Source organism: Staphylococcus aureus, from assembly GCF_001027105.1.
Classification (GTDB): Bacteria; Bacillota; Bacilli; order Staphylococcales; family Staphylococcaceae; genus Staphylococcus; species Staphylococcus aureus.
Map to the genome: position 1 here is coordinate 2,735,035 of NZ_CP011526.1, position 20,038 is coordinate 2,755,072.

Annotated in this window: 21 protein-coding genes and 3 pseudogenes; 11 read left to right on the forward strand and 13 right to left on the reverse strand. The window is 33.2% G+C overall.

All coding sequences use genetic code 11. The features are described from left to right. The first annotated feature begins 5 nt into the window (after positions 1 to 5). Positions 6 to 1,424 (forward strand): anion permease, encoded by a 1,419-nt coding sequence (locus AA076_RS13900; RefSeq protein ID WP_000432356.1) that lies wholly within the window; start codon positions 6 to 8, stop codon positions 1,422 to 1,424. Positions 1,425 to 1,836: 412 nt separating this feature from the next. On the opposite strand, the gene rarD is transcribed toward AA076_RS13900, so the two are convergent. Further along, complete coding sequence (rarD, locus tag AA076_RS13905) at positions 1,837 to 2,745, reverse strand: EamA family transporter RarD (RefSeq protein WP_001083804.1); 909 nt, start codon at positions 2,743 to 2,745, stop codon at positions 1,837 to 1,839. 224 nt (positions 2,746 to 2,969) lie between these two features. Here rarD and AA076_RS13910 point away from each other — a divergent pair, with 224 nt between their 5' ends. From AA076_RS13910 to AA076_RS13920, 3 genes are all read left to right on the forward strand, one after another. After that, positions 2,970 to 3,545, forward strand: a complete 576-nt coding sequence (locus AA076_RS13910; protein WP_000174578.1) for a helix-hairpin-helix domain-containing protein — start codon at positions 2,970 to 2,972, stop codon at positions 3,543 to 3,545. Positions 3,546 to 3,709: 164 nt separating this feature from the next. Beyond that, on the forward strand, positions 3,710 to 4,726 hold the full coding sequence (locus AA076_RS13915) for a HoxN/HupN/NixA family nickel/cobalt transporter (RefSeq protein ID WP_000215642.1): 1,017 nt from the start codon (positions 3,710 to 3,712) through the stop codon (positions 4,724 to 4,726). Positions 4,727 to 4,968: 242 nt separating this feature from the next. After that, complete coding sequence (locus tag AA076_RS13920; RefSeq protein WP_001017423.1) at positions 4,969 to 5,763, forward strand: arylamine N-acetyltransferase family protein; 795 nt, start codon at positions 4,969 to 4,971, stop codon at positions 5,761 to 5,763. 133 nt (positions 5,764 to 5,896) lie between these two features. Here the strand turns inward: AA076_RS13920 and AA076_RS13925 are convergent, their stop codons facing one another. Continuing rightward, positions 5,897 to 6,409 carry an HdeD family acid-resistance protein gene (locus tag AA076_RS13925; protein ID WP_000410771.1) on the reverse strand — a complete coding sequence of 171 codons (513 nt, stop codon included), beginning with the start codon at positions 6,407 to 6,409 and terminating at the stop codon, positions 5,897 to 5,899. 282 nt (positions 6,410 to 6,691) lie between these two features. Between AA076_RS13925 and vraD the strand changes: the two genes are divergently transcribed. From vraD to AA076_RS13945, 4 genes and pseudogenes are all read left to right on the forward strand, one after another. Beyond that, a complete protein-coding gene (gene vraD / locus AA076_RS13930) occupies positions 6,692 to 7,450 on the forward strand; it encodes a peptide resistance ABC transporter ATP-binding subunit VraD (protein ID WP_000154162.1) in 759 nt (252 codons plus the stop codon). Then, on the forward strand, positions 7,440 to 9,320 hold the full coding sequence (gene vraE, locus AA076_RS13935) for a peptide resistance ABC transporter permease subunit VraE (RefSeq protein WP_000143650.1): 1,881 nt from the start codon (positions 7,440 to 7,442) through the stop codon (positions 9,318 to 9,320). The genes vraD and vraE overlap by 11 nt, the downstream gene beginning before the upstream one ends. A 92-nt stretch (positions 9,321 to 9,412) precedes the next feature. After that, positions 9,413 to 9,604, forward strand: a complete 192-nt coding sequence (gene vraH, locus AA076_RS13940; protein ID WP_000672038.1) for a peptide resistance ABC transporter activity modulator VraH — start codon at positions 9,413 to 9,415, stop codon at positions 9,602 to 9,604. A 35-nt stretch (positions 9,605 to 9,639) separates the two neighbouring features. After that, a pseudogene (locus AA076_RS13945) lies at positions 9,640 to 10,152 on the forward strand (IS30 family transposase); the annotation flags it as partial. Between the two features lie 59 nt (positions 10,153 to 10,211). Here the strand turns inward: AA076_RS13945 and AA076_RS13950 are convergent. Further along, positions 10,212 to 10,709: a hypothetical protein gene (locus tag AA076_RS13950; protein ID WP_000586232.1), complete on the reverse strand. Its 498-nt coding sequence runs from the start codon at positions 10,707 to 10,709 to the stop codon at positions 10,212 to 10,214. 1 nt (position 10,710) lies between these two features. After that, positions 10,711 to 10,797, reverse strand: a pseudogene (locus tag AA076_RS16000) (toxin C-terminal domain-containing protein); the annotation flags it as partial. Between the two features lie 14 nt (positions 10,798 to 10,811). Here AA076_RS16000 and AA076_RS15840 point away from each other — a divergent pair. The 3 genes and pseudogenes from AA076_RS15840 to AA076_RS13960 form a co-directional block, all read left to right on the forward strand. Continuing rightward, positions 10,812 to 11,138: pseudogene (locus AA076_RS15840) on the forward strand (IS30 family transposase); the annotation flags it as partial. A gap of 28 nt (positions 11,139 to 11,166) precedes the next feature. Next, on the forward strand, positions 11,167 to 11,358 hold the full coding sequence (gene vraH, locus AA076_RS13955) for a peptide resistance ABC transporter activity modulator VraH (protein ID WP_000672039.1): 192 nt from the start codon (positions 11,167 to 11,169) through the stop codon (positions 11,356 to 11,358). A gap of 392 nt (positions 11,359 to 11,750) precedes the next feature. Beyond that, complete coding sequence (locus AA076_RS13960) at positions 11,751 to 11,951, forward strand: cold-shock protein (RefSeq protein ID WP_001059079.1); 201 nt, start codon at positions 11,751 to 11,753, stop codon at positions 11,949 to 11,951. Between the two features lie 126 nt (positions 11,952 to 12,077). On the opposite strand, the gene AA076_RS13965 is transcribed toward AA076_RS13960, so the two are convergent. From AA076_RS13965 to rpmH, 9 genes are all read right to left on the reverse strand, one after another. Continuing rightward, complete coding sequence (locus tag AA076_RS13965; RefSeq protein WP_001054118.1) at positions 12,078 to 12,647, reverse strand: helix-turn-helix domain-containing protein; 570 nt, start codon at positions 12,645 to 12,647, stop codon at positions 12,078 to 12,080. 259 nt (positions 12,648 to 12,906) lie between these two features. Then, positions 12,907 to 13,302: a DUF3147 family protein gene (locus AA076_RS13970; protein WP_000779136.1), complete on the reverse strand. Its 396-nt coding sequence runs from the start codon at positions 13,300 to 13,302 to the stop codon at positions 12,907 to 12,909. Between the two features lie 67 nt (positions 13,303 to 13,369). Beyond that, positions 13,370 to 13,723 carry a DUF3147 family protein gene (locus AA076_RS13975; RefSeq protein ID WP_000491382.1) on the reverse strand — a complete coding sequence of 118 codons (354 nt, stop codon included), beginning with the start codon at positions 13,721 to 13,723 and terminating at the stop codon, positions 13,370 to 13,372. 453 nt (positions 13,724 to 14,176) lie between these two features. Continuing rightward, positions 14,177 to 15,016: a nucleoid occlusion protein gene (noc, locus tag AA076_RS13980; protein WP_000742837.1), complete on the reverse strand. Its 840-nt coding sequence runs from the start codon at positions 15,014 to 15,016 to the stop codon at positions 14,177 to 14,179. Between the two features lie 42 nt (positions 15,017 to 15,058). After that, the gene (rsmG, locus tag AA076_RS13985) at positions 15,059 to 15,778 is read right to left on the reverse strand and encodes a 16S rRNA (guanine(527)-N(7))-methyltransferase RsmG (RefSeq protein ID WP_000215595.1); all 720 of its coding nucleotides are present in this window, start codon (positions 15,776 to 15,778) and stop codon (positions 15,059 to 15,061) included. Beyond that, positions 15,778 to 17,655 carry a tRNA uridine-5-carboxymethylaminomethyl(34) synthesis enzyme MnmG gene (gene mnmG, locus AA076_RS13990; RefSeq protein WP_000249662.1) on the reverse strand — a complete coding sequence of 626 codons (1,878 nt, stop codon included), beginning with the start codon at positions 17,653 to 17,655 and terminating at the stop codon, positions 15,778 to 15,780. Before mnmG ends, rsmG begins: the two co-directional genes overlap by 1 nt. Before the next feature lie 66 nt (positions 17,656 to 17,721). Next, the gene (mnmE, locus tag AA076_RS13995) at positions 17,722 to 19,101 is read right to left on the reverse strand and encodes a tRNA uridine-5-carboxymethylaminomethyl(34) synthesis GTPase MnmE (protein WP_000362509.1); all 1,380 of its coding nucleotides are present in this window, start codon (positions 19,099 to 19,101) and stop codon (positions 17,722 to 17,724) included. Between the two features lie 138 nt (positions 19,102 to 19,239). Next, positions 19,240 to 19,593 (reverse strand): ribonuclease P protein component, encoded by a 354-nt coding sequence (gene rnpA, locus AA076_RS14000; RefSeq protein ID WP_001789343.1) that lies wholly within the window; start codon positions 19,591 to 19,593, stop codon positions 19,240 to 19,242. A gap of 120 nt (positions 19,594 to 19,713) precedes the next feature. Beyond that, entirely contained in the window at positions 19,714 to 19,851 is a 138-nt protein-coding gene (gene rpmH / locus AA076_RS14005) for a 50S ribosomal protein L34 (RefSeq protein ID WP_000240855.1), read from the reverse strand. Between the last annotated feature and the right edge of the window lie 187 nt (positions 19,852 to 20,038).

Below are 20,038 nucleotides of genomic sequence, written 5' to 3' on the forward strand. Positions count from 1 at the left end.
TTAACATGGAAAACACGGTTAAATATCGTAAGTTTATACTCCCTATCGTTGTAGGTCTCCTTATTTGGGCACTTACACCTTTTAAACCGGATGCTGTGGATCCAACAGCATGGTATATGTTCGCAATATTCGTCGCGACAATCATTGCTTGTATTACACAACCGATGCCAATTGGGGCCGTCTCTATAATTGGATTTACAATCATGGTACTCGTTGGCATTGTTGACATGAAAACGGCTGTCGCTGGTTTTGGTAATAATAGCATTTGGTTAATTGCTATGGCATTTTTCATTTCGAGAGGATTTGTGAAAACAGGTCTTGGTAGACGTATCGCACTTCATTTCGTCAAATTATTTGGTAAAAAAACATTAGGATTAGCATATTCTATCGTCGGTGTAGATTTAATTCTAGCGCCTGCTACACCAAGTAATACCGCGCGTGCTGGTGGAATCATGTTCCCAATTATCAAATCACTTTCTGAATCATTTGGTTCGAAACCGAAAGACGGATCAGCACGCAAAATGGGTGCATTTCTTGTTTTCACAGAATTCCAAGGTAATTTAATTACTGCGGCTATGTTTTTAACTGCAATGGCCGGTAACCCCCTTGCACAAAATTTAGCATCTAGCACATCTAATGTTCACATTACATGGATGAATTGGTTTCTAGCTGCTTTAGTTCCTGGACTTGTTTCCTTAATTGTTGTACCTTTTATTATTTATAAAATTTATCCACCAACTGTTAAAGAAACACCAAATGCTAAGAGTTGGGCTGAAAATGAATTAGCGACTATGGGTAAAATCGCTTTAGCTGAAAAATTTATGATTGGTATTTTTGTCGTTGCGTTAACACTATGGATTGTCGGAAGTTTCATTCATATTGATGCAACTTTAACGGCCTTTATTGCGCTAGCATTGTTATTATTGACAGGCGTCTTAACATGGCAAGACATTTTAAACGAAACAGGTGCTTGGAACACATTAGTATGGTTCTCAGTATTAGTGTTAATGGCCGACCAATTAAACAAGCTTGGATTTATTCCTTGGTTAAGTAAATCCATTGCTACAAGTCTTGGTGGCTTAAGCTGGCCTATAGTCCTGGTCATTTTAATATTGTTCTACTTCTATTCACATTACTTATTTGCAAGTTCTACAGCACATATCAGTGCGATGTATGCAGCATTACTAGGCGTTGCCATCGCAGCCGGTGCACCACCATTATTCAGTGCATTAATGTTAGGTTTCTTCGGTAACCTATTAGCTTCAACAACACACTATAGTAGTGGTCCAGCGCCGATTCTATTCTCTTCAGGTTACGTGACTCAAAAACGTTGGTGGACAATGAACTTAATATTAGGTTTCGTCTACTTTATTATCTGGATTGGTTTAGGATCACTTTGGATGAAAGTAATTGGTATATTTTAAAATATTTAAATTAGCGCTCGAATCTCATTGATTTGGGCGCTTTTTAATTTGTATTTAAAATCAACCTTTGCTAAATCAAGACTCCCTTTTTAAAATACGTTTATCCTTTAAATCATTGCGTGCTTCACTGAAAATTTGTATAAAGATTTAAGTCATTACGTAACATCACATAAAATACATTTCTATACTATTCCGCTTCATTGATTAACATTACGTATGCCCTCATAAATCATCATACAAAAAACACCTTCGTTTAAATTCATTTTAATTGCGAATTCAACGAAAGTGCCTTATTTCATATTTAATGTTTCAAATTTATACGTCTGTCACTGTTACTGCACACATACCTCAGTCTCACCTCATCATGACACAAAGGATATTGAAAACACGTATAATTATCTTTCCTCGTATTTTATAGGGTTTTTGCGACCGGATGTTTCTTCAATTTAATGTATTGAGAAAGACTATATAACACAATACCTGTCCAAATAAATATAAACGTAATTAATTGATCTATACTAAAAGGCTCTTTGAAAACAAATATGCCGAGTACAAACATTATTGTTGGTCCAACGTATTGAATAAATCCTATTAGCGAAAGTGGAATACGTTTTGCCCCGGCTGAGAATAGGATTAGTGGTATTGCCGTAATAGCACCAGAAAATAACAACCAAAATGATGACATGTTCAATCCAAATGACATCTGATGTTGCTGCCATAAATAAATAACGTATATTAGTCCAGCAGGTGCGGTAACAATACATTCAATCGTAATACTGCTGATGGCATCAATATGTACTACTTTTTTCAATAATCCGTATGTACCAAAGGATAACGCTAATATAATAGAGACGATTGGGAATTCTCCAATCTTGAGCGTCATATATAATACACCGATGAATGCGAATAAAATGGCTAGCCATTCAAATTTATTGAATCTTTCTTTTAAAAAGATAAGTGCGAGCAAAATGCTAACAAGTGGATTTATATAATAACCTAAACTTGTTTGTAGGACGTGACCGTTCGTTACAGCCCAAATAAATGTACCCCAATTTAATGTAATGACATAGCCTGCTACGACAATCGCTAATAGCTGAATGGGCTTGCCTAACAATTGATTCATATCTCGTTGAAATGCATTGCGTTGTTTTTGTCCAACCGCGAGTATGAAAATCATGAATATTGCTGAAAATATAATACGAAAGGCTAAAATTTCAAATGCGCCTATTGCATCAACGAACTGCCAATATATAGGTAGTATTCCCCACAGAATGTATGCACTGAGTGCTAAAAATATGCCTTTTTTATACTCTGAATTCACCTTCAAACCTCCTTACTTTCCTAATTTTTAATTTACTGCATACGCTCACTTGGTTATGCTAATATAACGATTTTACTAATAATATTTCGATAAAGATATCATTTTGTTTATATTTCCCACATTTATTCACCAACCACTAAACAATATTAATTTTATAAATAATTCTGTACAAATCAGGGTATATTGCCAGAAAGACTACCATACAACATAAAGGATGGATACAAATGACTTTACCTAAAATTGGAAAGCCTGCAACACGCGCGCTAAATTCACAAGGTATATACACATTAGAAGCAGTATCACAATATACGAAGTCATCTCTAATGGAGATGCATGGCGTTGGTCCTAAAGCTATATCAATATTGGAACAAGCTTTATTTCAGCACCAACTACATTTTAAAACGGAAGTTCAGTCATCATTACCTTTTAAGTTAACAGGAGATGTGTCATGCAATCATGCGCCTAAACGTCAACAAATGATAGATTTTATAGTTGTTACAGCAGCATTAGATATTGAATTATTACGTTCACTGGTTACAACAGAATTTATTTGGTCTGTCCCTGGCCGCTTTGACATATACGGACCTCAAATATTAATTCAAGAACTATCTAATCATTACAATCAGGTTGCTAGTCTCAATATCCATTCCAGCATCACACATGGGTGCTTAGGTTCCATGCATGGTATTGAAATATTAAAAACTGGTAAAGAGATTCATTTTGCTCATTTTTTTGAATTTGAAAATCATAAAAAGGATGCCAAGTTAAGCAAAGTGACATCTTACATTGTTGTTGGTTAATTTATCAAATTATATATATCGCAAAAAATCTTTTGTGGTTACATGTATATTTTTATATAACAAATAATTTGGCATAACATTTTTGTTATATGAACACTTATTACTAGAGTGCCCATTGAACATACAGTATGATTAAATATCATGTTATGAAAGAAGGATATATTTTGACTGTTTTTAAAAATGAGCGCTTAAGCTGGTTACCATACATAGCTATTGTCATTTTGTTACACGTTATTGGGTTTAGTTTTTTATGGATTGCTGGAAAAGACCATCATATCTTATTTGGTATGGGGATTCTTGCATATACATTAGGTTTGCGTCATGCATTTGATGCAGATCACATTGCTGCAATAGATAATACGGTTCGCAAATTATTACAGCAACGCAAAGATCCATCTGGTGTGGGTTTCTATTTTTCAATTGGACATTCATCTGTCGTATTTTTAATGGCTGTTTTTTTAGGGGTATCTGTAAAATGGGCTAAAGATGAATTACCGCATTTCCAAGATATTGGTGGAACGATTGGTACACTAGTTTCAGGTTTCTTTTTAGTGCTTATCGGTGTGTTGAATCTAATTATTTTAATCTCTTTAATTAACTTGTTCGCTAAATTACGTCGTGAACACATTGAAGAAGCTGAAGTCGATGCATTACTTGAATCTAGAGGATTGGTTTCTCGATTTGTAGGACCTTATTTCAAATTAATCACGCGTAGTTGGCACGTATTGCCACTTGGCTTTTTATTTGGACTTGGTTTTGATACAGCTAGTGAAATTGCGTTACTCGCTCTTTCTTCAGGCGCATCACAACAAGCCATTTCATTTATCGGAATCTTATCTTTACCAATTTTATTCGCATCAGGTATGAGTTTATTGGATACATTAGATGGTGTTGTAATGAAGTATGCCTATAATTGGGCATTCTTCAATCCTATTCGCAAAATCTATTACAATATAACGATTACTGCGATATCAGTCATGGCAGCATTAGTGATTGGGATGATTGAATTGCTACAAATTCTTGCTGATAAGTTAGATTTACATGGTGCGTTTTGGGCATTCATTGGTTCGATCGAATTTGATTATTTAGGCTATATTTTAGTTGCATTATTTTTAATTACTTGGCTTATTTCAAGTTTAATTTGGAAGTTTGGTCGCATAGAACACAAATGGTCTAGATAAGGCAACTTGTCTTGCAACTACCTTTGTATTGTTGCATTTTTAGACACCCTGCACACTTCTTCCATTATGCTACGCTCTCAGTAGTCATCTTTAAATCGTTTCTTTTAGAGATGACTTCATTTTGAGAGCGTATTTTTCTATTTAAAATGTATTTATCCAAAATTCAATGCTTTCGAATTTAAAATTTCAGTATTTCTGTTTAAAATTTAATTATAATCTTTAATACAGGAGGCGCTATGCTTATGAATATTGCGAAGTTAGAGAATTATTTACAAATTGATTCATCTCGTTATAATCGACCGAGTATTGAAGCATTAAATTATTATGCAACACGTTTTATGTTAACTGTACCTTTTGAAAATATTGATGTTCAAAATAGTAAGCCGATATCTATAAATATCGATGCACTTTTTAATAAAATTGTTCATGATAAACGTGGTGGTTTTTGTTATGAATTAAATACATTTTTCAAAGCCTATTTACAACAAAAAGGATTTAATCCTGAATTAATGTCAGCTACTATTCACACACCCGGTGGCGGTCGTAGTCTGAACGGTTCACATGCTTCACTTGTTGTTTCTATAAATGATGTATTCTATGTAACTGATGTTGGCTTTGGAGACTTACCTCTACATGCCATTCCTATTACTTCATCTGAGCATACACAACCAATTACTGATATCAGTGGTACATTCCGCGCTATTTTTAACAACGAAGACAAGGATATTTTCTATGTTCAAAAATTCGAAAATGATCATTGGCATACAAAATATGAAGCTGAATTCAAACCTAAACAAATAGAAGATTTTAATAGCAACATCGAATATAATCAAACGCATCCAGATTCAATATTTGTACAGCATTTATTAATTACAATGCCACAATCATTTGGCCGTGCTACAATGTCTGAAAATCATTTAACTTTAACAAGGAATGGTAGCTCAGAAAAATTTGATGTCACTAAAGATAACTATAAACATTTTTTAGAAAAATATTTTGGACTAAATGTAACTATTAATCGTATTGAAAAACAATAATAGTAAAATATAAAAATATGGGCGTATCTTACTTATTGTAGGTAGCGCCCCTTTTTTATGCTTCATAAACACAACAAAAAGGATATGACACAAACTTCATGTCACACCCTTCTTTTGAACCGCTTCATTTTACTTAAGCAAGTGCATCTACAACATAAATGACACCTACGAATACAAATGCAATAGCAATCATCGTCGAAATAAAGACGATACCCATTAATGGATTAAATAATAAAATGACACCGAAAACAATACCTAATAAATTAAAAATCACTGAAATTAGTTTTAAGCTACCACTACCCGAAAACGTAAATAATCCAGAGATAGAACTAAAAATAAACCAAAAAGCAAACATATAAATAAAGAATGCTGAACTTGCGCCAACATTAAAAATAACTAATAGACCAAATAGAATATCTACAATCCCCATAAACAGAATCCAATTTTGGTTACCACCTACTAAAGCTTTTGCTTTTCTACGGTAAACGATTTGAATCACACCGTTAATTAATACAAACAGTCCAATCAACCAGGTAATAGCATAAAAATTTTCAATTGGAAATGTAAAAATAACGACTGCCAACATTAATAATAATACACCCATTATTAAACTAGACCATTTAATACCTTGATTTCCTTTTTCCATAACAATCAATTCCTTTCAAATAAAACCCTCTTTTAATTTTTACAAAAAATTTATTATACAATAATTAAATTCCCTTTTCTCAATTTACACAAACATCATCACTTAGAAAGCACCATTGCTTTTGTCTAATATGTACGATGAATCTGTATCCTCACTCAAAAATCTACTAAGTAGCGATAGCTTTCAACTCTGTAAGGTTCATTCATTGAATTGTAAGTTTAGATAAAGGCTACTACTCCAAACATTATTTAAAATGAAATTAAATACAAAAGGAGTGAGACTATGACGATATTATCAGTGCAACATGTTTCAAAAACATACGGTAAAAAGCACACATTTCAAGCACTTAAAGATATTAACTTTGACATACAAAAAGGCGAATTCGTTGCGATTATGGGGCCTTCTGGATCAGGTAAGACAACCTTATTAAATGTACTAAGTTCAATTGACCAAATTTCTAGCGGTAGCGTGATTGCTAACGGACAAGAGCTTAATAAACTTAATCAAAAAGCACTTGCCAAATTCCGCAAAGAATCATTAGGTTTCATCTTCCAAGATTACAGTATTCTGCCGACATTAACCGTTAAAGAAAACATTATGTTACCTTTATCTGTTCAAAAAATGTCGAAGGCAACAATGGAAGAAAATTATAAAGCGATCACGACAGCATTAGGTATTTATGACCTAGGAAATAAATACCCTAGCGAATTATCTGGTGGTCAACAACAAAGAACTGCAGCAGCGAGAGCATTTGTTCACAAACCACAAATCATATTTGCAGATGAGCCAACAGGCGCACTCGACTCGAAAAGTGCAAATGACCTATTACAACGTTTGGAAGAAATGAATAAATCGTTTGATACAACTATTGTCATGGTTACACATGATCCGGTTGCAGCAAGTTTTGCAGAACGTGTTATCATGCTAAAAGATGGCCAAATTCATACACAACTTTATCAGGAAGGACGTTCTAAACAGGCCTTTTATGAAGACATTGTACATCTTCAATCAGTATTAGGTGGTGTCTCAAATGACATTTAACCATATCGTTTTCAAAAACTTACGACAAAACTTAAAACATTATGCAATGTATTTATTTTCATTATTTTTTAGCATCGTCTTATATTTCAGTTTTACAACCTTACAGTTTACTAAAGGTGTAAATAATGACGACTCGATGGCCATCATTAAGAAAGGTGCTTTAGTCGGATCAATATTTTTATTTATCATTATTGTCATCTTTTTAATGTATGCCAATCATTTATTCGTAAAACGCCGTACACGTGAATTTGCGCTATTTCAGTTGATTGGTTTAACACGACAAAACATTTTGAAAATGTTAGCACTTGAACAAATGATCGTATTTTTAATCACAGGTGTTGTCGGTGTATTATGTGGCATTGCAGGTGCACAATTATTGCTTTCCATAGTATCTAAATTGATGTCGTTATCGATTAACTTATCGATACATTTCGAACCTATGGCCCTTGTTTTAACTATTTTCATGCTAATTATTGCGTATGTACTGATTTTATTTCAAAGTGCTTTATTTCTAAAAAGACGTAGTATCTTATCAATGATGAAAGATTCAATTAAAACTGATGCCACAACTGCTAAAGTAACGACTGCAGAGGTTATTTCAGGCGTATTAGGTATTGCTATGATTGCACTAGGCTATTATATGGCGACAGAAATGTTTGGTACGTTCAAAGCACTAACTATGGCTATGACATCACCGTTTATCATTTTATTTTTAACGGTTGTAGGCGCCTATTTATTCTTCAGAAGTTCCGTGTCACTTATTTTTAAAACATTGAAAAAATCAAAAAATGGACGCGTATCTATTACCGATGTTGTATTCACATCGTCTATTATGTACAGAATGAAGAAAAATGCCATGTCTTTAACTATCATTGCAATTATTTCTGCAGTTACAGTAACTGTATTGTGTTTTGCGGCATTATCTAAATCAAATACAGATCAAACCCTTACATCTATGGCACCAAATGAATTTAACGTGGTCGCTACTCAAGATGCTAAACAATTTGAAACTAAACTAAGCCAACAACAAATTACATTTTCTAAAAATGCTTACGAAACTATTACTGTAGATAATGTTAATGATCAGGTTATTACTTTGGAAAATGGTAGTGATTCAGGTCGCACGAATTCTATTTTAAGTGCAAATAACAAGTTAACAGGCAACAATGCCATCATTACAAATACAAAATCGCTGCCTAACATTATTAATATCCATTTAAACAAAGATTTAGTAGTAAAAGGTACTAAGAATGAAACTTTCCGTGTTACACAAGAAGACAAAGGTAAGGTTTATCCTTTAAATCTAAGCTTCAACTCACCTGTCATCGAAGTAAGTCCTGAAAAGTATCAGCAGTTGAAAACACAAAATAACGTTCATACTTTTTATGGATATGATATTAAACAAACATCACAAAAGGAAAAAGCTCAAGCAATTGCAAAACAGTTTGGAGACAAAGTCATCACGTATGATGAAATGAAAAAAGAGGTCGATGCTACTAACGGTATTCTAATATTTGTTACATCATTTTTAGGATTAGCATTTTTAGTAGCAGCTGGATGTATTATTTATATTAAACAAATGGATGAAACTGAGGATGAACTAAGTAACTTCAGAATATTAAAACGCATAGGCTTTACGCATACAGATATGCTTAAGGGATTATTATTAAAAATTACTTTCAACTTCGGTTTACCATTATTGATTGCTATATTACATGCAGTATTCGCCGCAATAGCATTTATGAAATTGATGGGTAATATTTCCTTCATGCCGGTTATTGTAGTAATTGTTGTATACACCCTCATTTACATTACTTTTGCTTTAATTGCTTTTGTACATTCAAACAAATTGATTAAGAAAACCATTTAACACTTACGATTAAAAGATGCTTCATTAGATATTTTGATTTTAAGCAATGCAGTATAACTATTAATTGATTTAAGAAAAGGAGAGATTGAATCATGAAATTTAGAGAATTAGTAAAACAATCATATGAGGATTTGAAAAATTTGACTGTAACTTGGTATAACGTCATTGCTTTAACAATACTTGTTATTGTATTAAGCTCATTCACAACACCAATGATAGGCATTCCAGCTGGTTTATTAGGTGGCGCCTATTATTTAAAACGTCGTGAAGAAAAAGGTAAATAAATAAGCCTTATGTGCTAAACTCAATATGTATTTCCTACCAAAGAAAACATAAGGAGTTTGGACATCTTGAAGGAGATACTATTGTTGGTCGTCGTCATGGTAGTGCAATCATTACTTTGGTAGAAAGAGTATCCAAGATGATTATCACCTTACGACCCTTAGGTCGTAAGGCAACTGATATAGAAAACGCTCTACACTCAATGTTTTCATCTTTACCTTCTCATATATTTAAATCAATTACTTTTGATTGTGGTAAGGAGTTCTCAAACTGGAAAACATTATGTAACTGTCACGATATATCTATATTTTTTGCTGATCCAGGCACGCCATCACAGCGAGGTTTAAATGAACATTCTAACGGAATACTTAGACGCAGTGGATTAGATAAAGAACTAGATTTCAATTTAGTAACAGACGATCATATCATCAGTGTTGCTCAAAAAATCAATCATCGTCCTAGAAAATCTTTAGGTTATAGAACACCATTGGAAGTATTTATGAGTTTCATCGAAGATGATAAACTTGTCCAGCTTAATTTGACAATCTAAAGATTTATAAAAAAGCCGTTGGTCTCTTCGAAACTACGGCTTTTCTCTGTGCTATAAAATCAGTATGGCGAAGCACAGTGATCATTGAATTCTGACTTTATATAATCAAGAGTATCTTTGGATACACTGATGATATCTATAACAGCATTGCTAATGTAGAATATATTTTCTTGATTATAGAATACAATAAATGGCTCCACTAAACCTTTTTTAATATATAAAGAATAATCAATTAAGTCTTTGTTTTTTATATTTTTAATAGTTGCAATAACATACTTCTCATCGGTAGAATGGATTTCTTCGTACCAGTTAGTAATATTAAAAAAACGACCAATTCTTGTTTTTTCTCTAAATTTAACAGGATATAAGTATTCAGACAAAAATGTACATTTCGTCTTTGATTGGTTATTAAATATAACATTAATAATATTAGAAATTTGCTTTTTATTGAGAACATCAATATCTAAGCGTATCCTATTTTTCTCAGGTGCTTGAAAATAGGGAATTTCATGTTCTAAATCAAAATGTATTTGTTGTGTTTCAAGGTTAATAATCATTTTAATCTCCAATTCTTTTTAGGTTAGCATCGTATGTACCACTTCTTGTTTTCTTGCTACCTAAATTCTTAATACTGCTTGCACCTTTTCATTTTATCTTCTCATATATTTAAATCAATTACTTTTGATTGTGGTAAGGAGTTCTCAAACTGGAAAACAATATGTAACTGTCACGATATATCTATATTTTTTGCTGATCCAGGCACGCCATCACAGCGAGGTTTAAATGAACATTCTAACGGAATAATTAGACGCAGTGGATTAGATAAAGAACTAGATTTCAATTTAGTAACGGATGATCATATCATCAGTGTTGCTCAAAAAATCAATCATCATCCTAGAAAATCTTTAGGTTATAGAACACCATTGGAAGTATTTATGAGTTTCATCGAAGATGATAAACTTGTCCAGCTTAATTTGACAATCTAAAGATTTATAAAAAAGGAGAGATTGAATCATGAAATTTAGAGAATTAGTAAAACAATCATATGAGGATTTGAAAAATTTGACTGTAACTTGGTATAACGTCATTGCTTTAACAATACTTGTTATTGTATTAAGCTCATTCACAACACCAATGATAGGCATTCCAGCTGGTTTATTAGGTGGCTCTTATTATTTAAAACGTCGTGAAGAAAAAGGCAAGTAAGCACATTCCATCGGTATAGAACATTGCTATGACCTTTCAAGTCAGATTTTAATATCAACAAGTAGCGTTTATCGCTGCTTGTTTTTTATGGATTGCTTATAAAATCATCATGTTTAAACGATATGTCACTTTGAAAACTAGCAAACACCATAAAAGACTACAATTTTTTTATTTTTATAAACCCCTTTAAATCAACGTTTCTAAGGTTTTTAAAAATCTTTTTTAATTTATTTTCAAAAAACACTGTACATTATGCCAATATGAGCGTATAGTTGGTCTTACGTAATAAAAGCTCGTGAATTAAATTGTAGTGTATTTGTTTAGAATATCCTCTTTTTTAGTTATGAATTTGTTACAAATATTAAGTGCAAAAGCACACGGAGGTTTTCTATATGAATAACGGTACAGTAAAATGGTTTAACGCAGAAAAAGGTTTTGGTTTCATCGAACAAGAAAATGGCGGAGACGTATTCGTACATTTCTCAGGTATCGCTAGCGATGGCTACAAAACTTTAGAAGAAGGTCAAAAAGTTACTTTCGAAATCACTGAAGGTCAACGTGGAGACCAAGCAGTTAACGTACAAACTGTTTAATCTTACAACATAAAACGACTCATTATAAATGAATCGCTTTGATTACCAACAAGGTTCTAAATCTTGTTGGTATTTTTTTATGCTATTTTGGATAATATAAATAATATGAGACGATACCACGATGATTTATAAAAACTTATTTGCCAAATACACACTAAGGAAAATTATGAGGCTGAGTATACCAATTACTGATATAATAGAAAGCGCATTTGTCATCGTATTTCTAGCTTTAGTCGTTTGTACTTCACTAGGATCTTTTCCATTCATAAAAGCAACAATTCGATCGTAGTTGTCCATTTTATGCACTTTTTTTAAATCTTCTATTTTCATAGATGCATAAAAACCTATTCCCAAAATGATTGCCACCGTTACACCCCAAGTCCAATTCCAATAAACAACTAAAGGTCCCATTAAAATTGCAGCTAATGTCATGAAAATAAGCATCACATATGTCCATAAGTTAAGACTTCGTTGCGCTTTAATATCAGGTACAAATGGAATGGTCCCTTTTACTAAATCATCTAAAGTTACATTGAACAATTCACACATCATTAATAAGTTATGTATGTCTGGTAAGCTTTTGTCATTTTCCCAATTAGAAATACTCTGCCTAGATACATATAACTTTTCAGCAAGATATTCTTGTGAATAACCATCTCGTTCCCTATACTTTTTAATTTGTTTACTCAGATTCAATTACATACGCCTCCAGTCAATTAGTACAATCATTACAATCAGACTATCAGATAAAGTTAAATCAAGTCACCTTTATGATTGACTAAATGTTTTGACATACGACAACATCGGGGTTCGAAGACTCCCTTAAGACAGACCTGTATGATTACGCGCTTGTAATTTTCTCAATGCCAACTTGAATTTCACTTATTAATGATGCAACTTTTCCATGCTATTCAATGCTTGCAAAGTTAGTCCTAGTTAAGAGATTACGTTCACACTATTTACTATTCGATTTTCCAGCTTTCCAACTATGCTTTTCTAATCTTTTTTGTGCTATAAATTCTACCGCTTCAAAAATACATACTGCACTGATGAACCAGCTTAGGAAACCAACAACAATGCTAATCAACCACATGTGCGTCATATGTAACATCATCCATGTAACTAAAATACAAACTAATACCCCTGTCATACCAAACACTGCGCCACGACTTACATGCACAGCGACTTTATCACCATATTGCATACCTGTAATAAACATAGACACTAAAAATACTGCCGGAAACGTTGCAAATATACCGCCAAATTCTTTCCAAGGTAGTGTTACAGATACAATATAACTTAATAATACTGCAAATCCCCCCACAAAAAATTTCATTAATGTTAATTTCATGATGTTCTGCCTCCAATAATTTATTACTTAATAACTGAATACAACTAATTATCACGCATTTTCCAAACTATAAATGTCTAATACTGAATATTGCGAGGGAAATGACAAACCAACAAACAACTGTGAATATTGCGCCTTTCCGATAACCTTTATGCTTAATGTAGAGAGATGTCAAAAATACAGTTAATATACAAGACAGAATACCGACAATTGCTCCAGTACTAAGATTCATCGACATCTCCACTAATTGCGTACCACGATGATCTAAAGCTAATGCGATAATAGCCGCAAGAAAGACTGCCGGCATAGTAGCTATAATACCTCCTAACTTACCACCTACCTTATCAGCAATAATTGAAGCTAATGCAACAGCGATACCACCAATGACAAAATGAAGAATTGCACTTCCAATTGAAAACATCTTCAACGTACCTTTCTATAATTAATTCAATACAAAACGTATCATTCACACAAAGTGTAAAACTTAAATTTTCTACTGTAAAGGCAACTCAAGCGATGTTCATAAAGCTTTCATGATACTTTCATAAACTAGCAATAAAGGGTTCAAATGAAAGTATATCCAGCTCAAATTAGGGAGTGGGACAGAAATGATATTTTCGCAAAATTTATTTCGTCGTCCCACCCCAGCAAGGTTGACTAGAATTGAAAAAAGCTTGTTACAAGCGCATTTTCGTTCAGTCAACTACTGCCAATATAACTTCGTAGAGCATAGAACATTGATTTATGTACCAGCCTGATCAACATATAAATATAAATTTTTATGTTTCACGTAAAACAAAAAAAAAAGACAAAGCTGTTATGATCTTAGCTTTGTCTTTTATGTGTTAGTCATCATGTATACGACATCCTACTACTAACGTTTATATATTCGAATTTTTATTTCATAATAATCTTCATGATCTTTGTCTTTATGCTCAACATGTAATCCTGTTTGTTGAATCGCTTGGATACTTTTGCCTACCTCATCTCGTGCTTGAGTGACATCTTGTGCAAAGCGAAGGTTTTGTGCTTTGACTTTTTCGGGCCCCGTTTTTTGGCGTACTCTATCTTCAGTCTGTTTCACATTTAGCTTTTGTGCAATGACTTGCTCAATCAACGCTTCTTGTTCGCTATCAGACAATGATAATACCGCTCTCGCATGACGTTCAGTAATTTTACCTTCTCTTAAGCGAAGTAGTACTTTCGGCGCCAACTTCAATAAACGCAACTTATTTGCAATAAAGCTTTGACTTTTACCTAAACTTTTTGCCAATTCACTTTGCGTTGTATCACCAATTTCCAATAATTTCTTATAGGCTTCCGCTTCTTCAACAACAGACAAATTTTCTCTTTGAATATTCTCAATTAATGCAACAACAGCCGTCTCTTCATCATCCATATCACGAATAATAACGTCTGCTTGAGGTAAATTTAGTGATTGTATTGCTCTAAATCGGCGCTCTCCAGCAATAATTTCAAACATATCTTCTTCAATCGGTCTTACAACAATAGGTTGTAGTAAACCATGTTCATGTATTGATTCAGCAAGTTCTTTAATTTTATTTGGTTCAAACACCTGTCTTGGTTGATAACGGTTGGGAACGATACGTTCAATTTGAATGGATTCAACATTACTATTGCGATCTTCTTCAATATGTCCAATGATGTCATCTTTGTTTTTCAAACCAAATAATTTTGAAAAAGGTTTTTTCATTATCCATTCGCTCCTTTTATGTTAGTTGTAAAGGATTATGCATTATTTTTCAAGTAAAGGAGTCTTATTAGGCGTCCCTGGTTTTCTTGGATACTTTTTCGGCGTCTGTCTTTTTTTATCAATAATGAACATCTGGCGCTCTCCAGCATCTTCTGGCAATTCAAAGGTATGTGTTTCTGTAACATTACCACCTAACACACTAATTGCAAATTTTGCTTCTTCTAATTCTTCTTCACCTTTTGAAGATTTTAATGCAACAAACTGTCCACCTTTTTTAACTAGCGGTAAACACAATTCACTTAACACGGATAATCTAGCTACTGCTCTTGCAGTAACAACATCATAAGACTCCCTGTAGACACCCTTACCAAATGTTTCTGCTCTATCGTGTATAAAGCTGACATCCTGTAATTGTAATTCTGACGCTAAATGGTTTAAAAATTGAATACGCTTATTTAATGAATCAACAATCGTCACTTTTAACTGCGGAAACATTATTTTTAACGGAATACTTGGAAAACCAGCTCCAGCGCCTACATCACATATACTTATAGGCTGATTAAAATCAAAATAAAAACTAGGTGCAATGGAATCATAAAAATGTTTCAAATATACATCGTGTTCATCTGTAATACTTGTCAAATTCATCTTTTCATTCCATTCAACAAGTAAACGATAATATGTTTGAAACTGTTGTTTTTGAGTCTCAGTTAATTGAATATTATGTTCTTTTAATTGTTCTGCTAACCATTCTACAGTCATTAGTCACTCACCCTTTGGAGTTTACCTTGTTCTAAGTAAATCAATAATATAGATATGTCTGCTGGATTTACCCCTGATATTCTAGAAGCTTGTGCAATATTTAAAGGTTTTACTTCTGATAATTTTTCTCGCGCTTCAGTCGCCAAACTATCAATCTTACTATAATCTAAGTCTTCTGGAATTTTCTTCTCTTCCATACGCTTAACTTTCTCAACTTGTTGTAGTGATTTATTGATATAACCTTCATATTTTGTTTGTATTTCTACTTGTTCTTCAACATCTGCATTCAATTGATGTTCTTCTTCTAAAAGTTCTAAAATTATATCGTAAGTCATTTCAGGTCTGCGTAATAAATCGATAGCTAAAATACCATCTTTTAAGCGAGAACCACCATGTTGTTCAATAATCGCTTGCGTATGTTCGTTTGGTTTAATACGAATATCTGATAAACGCTTAATTTCCGCATCAATTTGCTGACGTTTTTCATTAAAACGTGCATATCTTTCTTCAGAAATCATACCAAGTTCATATCCCATATCCGTCAATCTCAAATCAGCATTATCATGACGTAGTAACAAACGATATTCTGCACGTGATGTTAGTAAACGATAAGGTTCATTAGTACCTTTAGTTACAAGATCATCGATTAAGACACCAATATATGCATCTGAACGACTTAATATCTTTTCGCCTGTGTTTAACACTTTACCTGCAGCGTTAATACCTGCCATCAATCCTTGTCCTGCTGCTTCTTCATAACCAGATGTACCATTAATTTGACCTGCAGTATATAAGTTTTTAATCATTTTCGTTTCAAGTGTAGGCCATAACTGCGTTGGCACAATCGCATCATATTCAATTGCGTAGCCGGCACGCATCATATCTGCTTTTTCAAGACCTGGTATCGTCTCTAACATTTGACGTTGCACATGTTCAGGAAGACTTGTAGACAATCCTTGCACATATACTTCATTTGTATTACGACCTTCAGGCTCTAAGAAAAGTTGATGTCGCGGCTTATCATTAAATCGAACAAATTTATCTTCAATTGAAGGGCAATAACGTGGCCCGGTTCCTTTAATCATCCCTGAATACATTGCAGATAGATGTAAATTATCATCGATAACTTTGTGTGTTTCAGCATTAGTATACGTTAGCCAACATGGCAATTGATCTAATATATATTCTGTTGTTTCAAAGCTGAATGCACGACCTACATCGTCACCTGGTTGTATTTCAGTCTTCGAATAGTCAATTGTTTTTGAATTTACACGCGGTGGTGTACCTGTTTTAAAACGAACAATATCAAAACCAAGTTCTCTTAAATTGTCTGATAATGTGATTGATGGTAATTGGTGATTTGGTCCACTTGAATACTTCATATTACCTAAAATGATTTCACCACGTAAAAATGTTCCCGTTGTAATAATTACTGCTTTAGATAAATACTCTGTACCAATATTTGTACGTACACCTTTAACTTCATTATCTTCTATAATAAGTTCGTCTACCATACCTTGCATTATATGCAAATTTTCTTCATCTTCAATCACGCGTTTCATTTCTTGTTGATAAAGTACTTTATCTGCTTGCGCTCTTAGTGCTCTTACAGCAGGTCCTTTACCTGTATTTAACATTCTCATTTGAATGTGTGTTTTATCGATTGTTTTTGCCATTTGTCCACCTAAAGCATCAATTTCACGAACAACGATACCTTTAGCTGGTCCACCTACAGATGGGTTACATGGCATAAATGCAATATTATCTAAATTTATTGTTAGCATTAATGTTTTAGCACCACGTCTTGCAGATGCTAAACCTGCTTCTACACCTGCATGTCCCGCACCTATAACGATTACATCATATTCTTGAACCACAATATAAACCTCCTTATTTGATATCTTACTAGCCTTCTTAAGACGGTATTCCGTCTATTTCAATTACTATTTACCTAAGCAGAATTGACTGAATAACTGATCGATGAGTTCATCACTTGCAGTCTCACCAATAATTTCTCCTAATATTTCCCAAGTTCTAGTTAAATCAATTTGTACCATATCCATAGGCACACCAGATTCTGCTGCATCAATCGCATCTTGTATCGTTTGTCTTGCTTGTTTTAATAATGAAATATGTCTTGAATTAGAAACATAAGTCATATCTTGATTTTGTACTTCTCCACCAAAGAACAAATCTCGAATTTGTATTTCTAATTCATCAATACCTTCTTGTTTTAACATTGAAGTTTGAATTAATGGCGTATCACCTATCATATCTTTAACTTCATTAATATCTATGTTTTGCTCTAAATCCATTTTATTAACAATTACGATTACATCTTCATTTTTAACCACTTCATATAATGTGTAATCTTCTTGAGTCAATGCTTCGTTATTGTTTAATACAAATAAAATTAAGTCTGCTTGGCTAAGAGCCTTTCTAGAGCGTTCAACACCAATCTTCTCTACTATATCTTCTGTCTCACGTATACCAGCAGTATCAACTAATCTTAATGGCACGCCACGAACATTGACGTACTCTTCTAAGACATCTCTAGTAGTACCTGCTACCTCAGTTACAATCGCTTTATTATCTTGTATTAAATTATTTAACATCGATGATTTACCTACGTTTGGTTTACCAACAATAACTGTAGATAAACCTTCACGCATAATTTTACCCTGCGCACCGGTATCTAATAAACGATTAATTTCCTGTTTGATTTCTTTAGACTGCTCTAAAAGAAATTCAGTAGTCGCATCTTCAACATCATCGTATTCAGGATAATCAATATTCACTTCCACTTGAGCGAGTATCTCTAATATAGATTGACGTTGTTTTTTGATTAAGTCACTTAGACGACCTTCAATTTGATTCATCGCAACTTTAGAAGCTCTATCTGTCTTCGAGCGAATAAAGTCCATAACTGCTTCAGCTTGAGATAAATCAATACGACCATTTAAAAAGGCACGTTTTGTAAATTCACCTGGCTCAGCCATTCTAGCGCCATATGTCATAGTAAGTTCCAGCACTCTATTAATCGTTAAAATACCACCATGACAATTAATTTCTATAATATCTTCGCGTGTAAATGTTTTTGGCGCTCTTAACACAGACACCATAACTTCTTCAACCACTTCTTTAGACTCTGGATCAATAATATGACCGTAATTAATCGTATGTGATGGAACATCATTTAAAAGATGTTTTCCTTTATATAATTTGTCAGCAATTTCAACGGCTTGCGGTCCAGACAATCGAACAATTCCAATTGCCCCTTCACCCATTGGTGTTGAAATACTCGTAATTGTATCTAAATCCATATTGCTACTCGCCTCCTTCAACGATGTGAATACATTTTAAAGTAAGTTATTATAACCCTAAGGTCAGTCTTACGTTTGTCTGAGGTAAGACTTCGGGATGTGTTGAGTGGTTAATGTTTTCCTTCCCCTACCCTATCCTTACTTAATCTTTTTATTAAAAACTTTGGCAATTTTAAGTACGTGCTCAAGACTATTCTGTATTTGTAAAGTCGTCATATCTTTAGCTGGCTGTCTTGCTATTACAATAATATCTTTGGCCAATATATGCGACTTATGTACTTTGAAATTTTCACGTATTGCTCTTTTAATCTTGTTTCTTAACACTGCATTACCTAGTTTTTTAGAAACACTAATACCTAAGCGAAAATGGTCTATTTCTTTATTATTACAAGTGTATACAACAAATTGTCTGTTGGCTACAGAATGACCTTTTTTATATATTCTCTGAAAATCTGCATTCTTTTTAATTCGGTAAGCTTTTTCCAATAACATCACTCGCTTATTTATCGTTTTTATTTGAAGCTATATTTAAACTTCTATTGAGCTTATAACATAAATTTCTATTTATTCTTAATTTAAACGAAAAAAAAGATCACTGATGAGTCAGTGATCTTATGCAGATAAAACTTTACGGCCTTTACGACGACGGCGCGCTAAAACTTTACGGCCATTTTTTGTGCTCATGCGTTTTCTGAAACCATGAACTTTACTATGTTTACGTTTATTTGGTTGATAAGTACGTTTTACCATGCAAAACACCTCCATCTTTATACAGTTATCTAATATACCAGATTATGCAGACTCTGATCACTTTAATAGATAAGATTTTGCGTTTCTTAGATTAAAATTCTCGTATTAGCTCATTGATTATCTAGTCATAATTCAAGCAACTACTACAATATAACAAAATCCTATTTATAACGCAAGTTCATTTTAT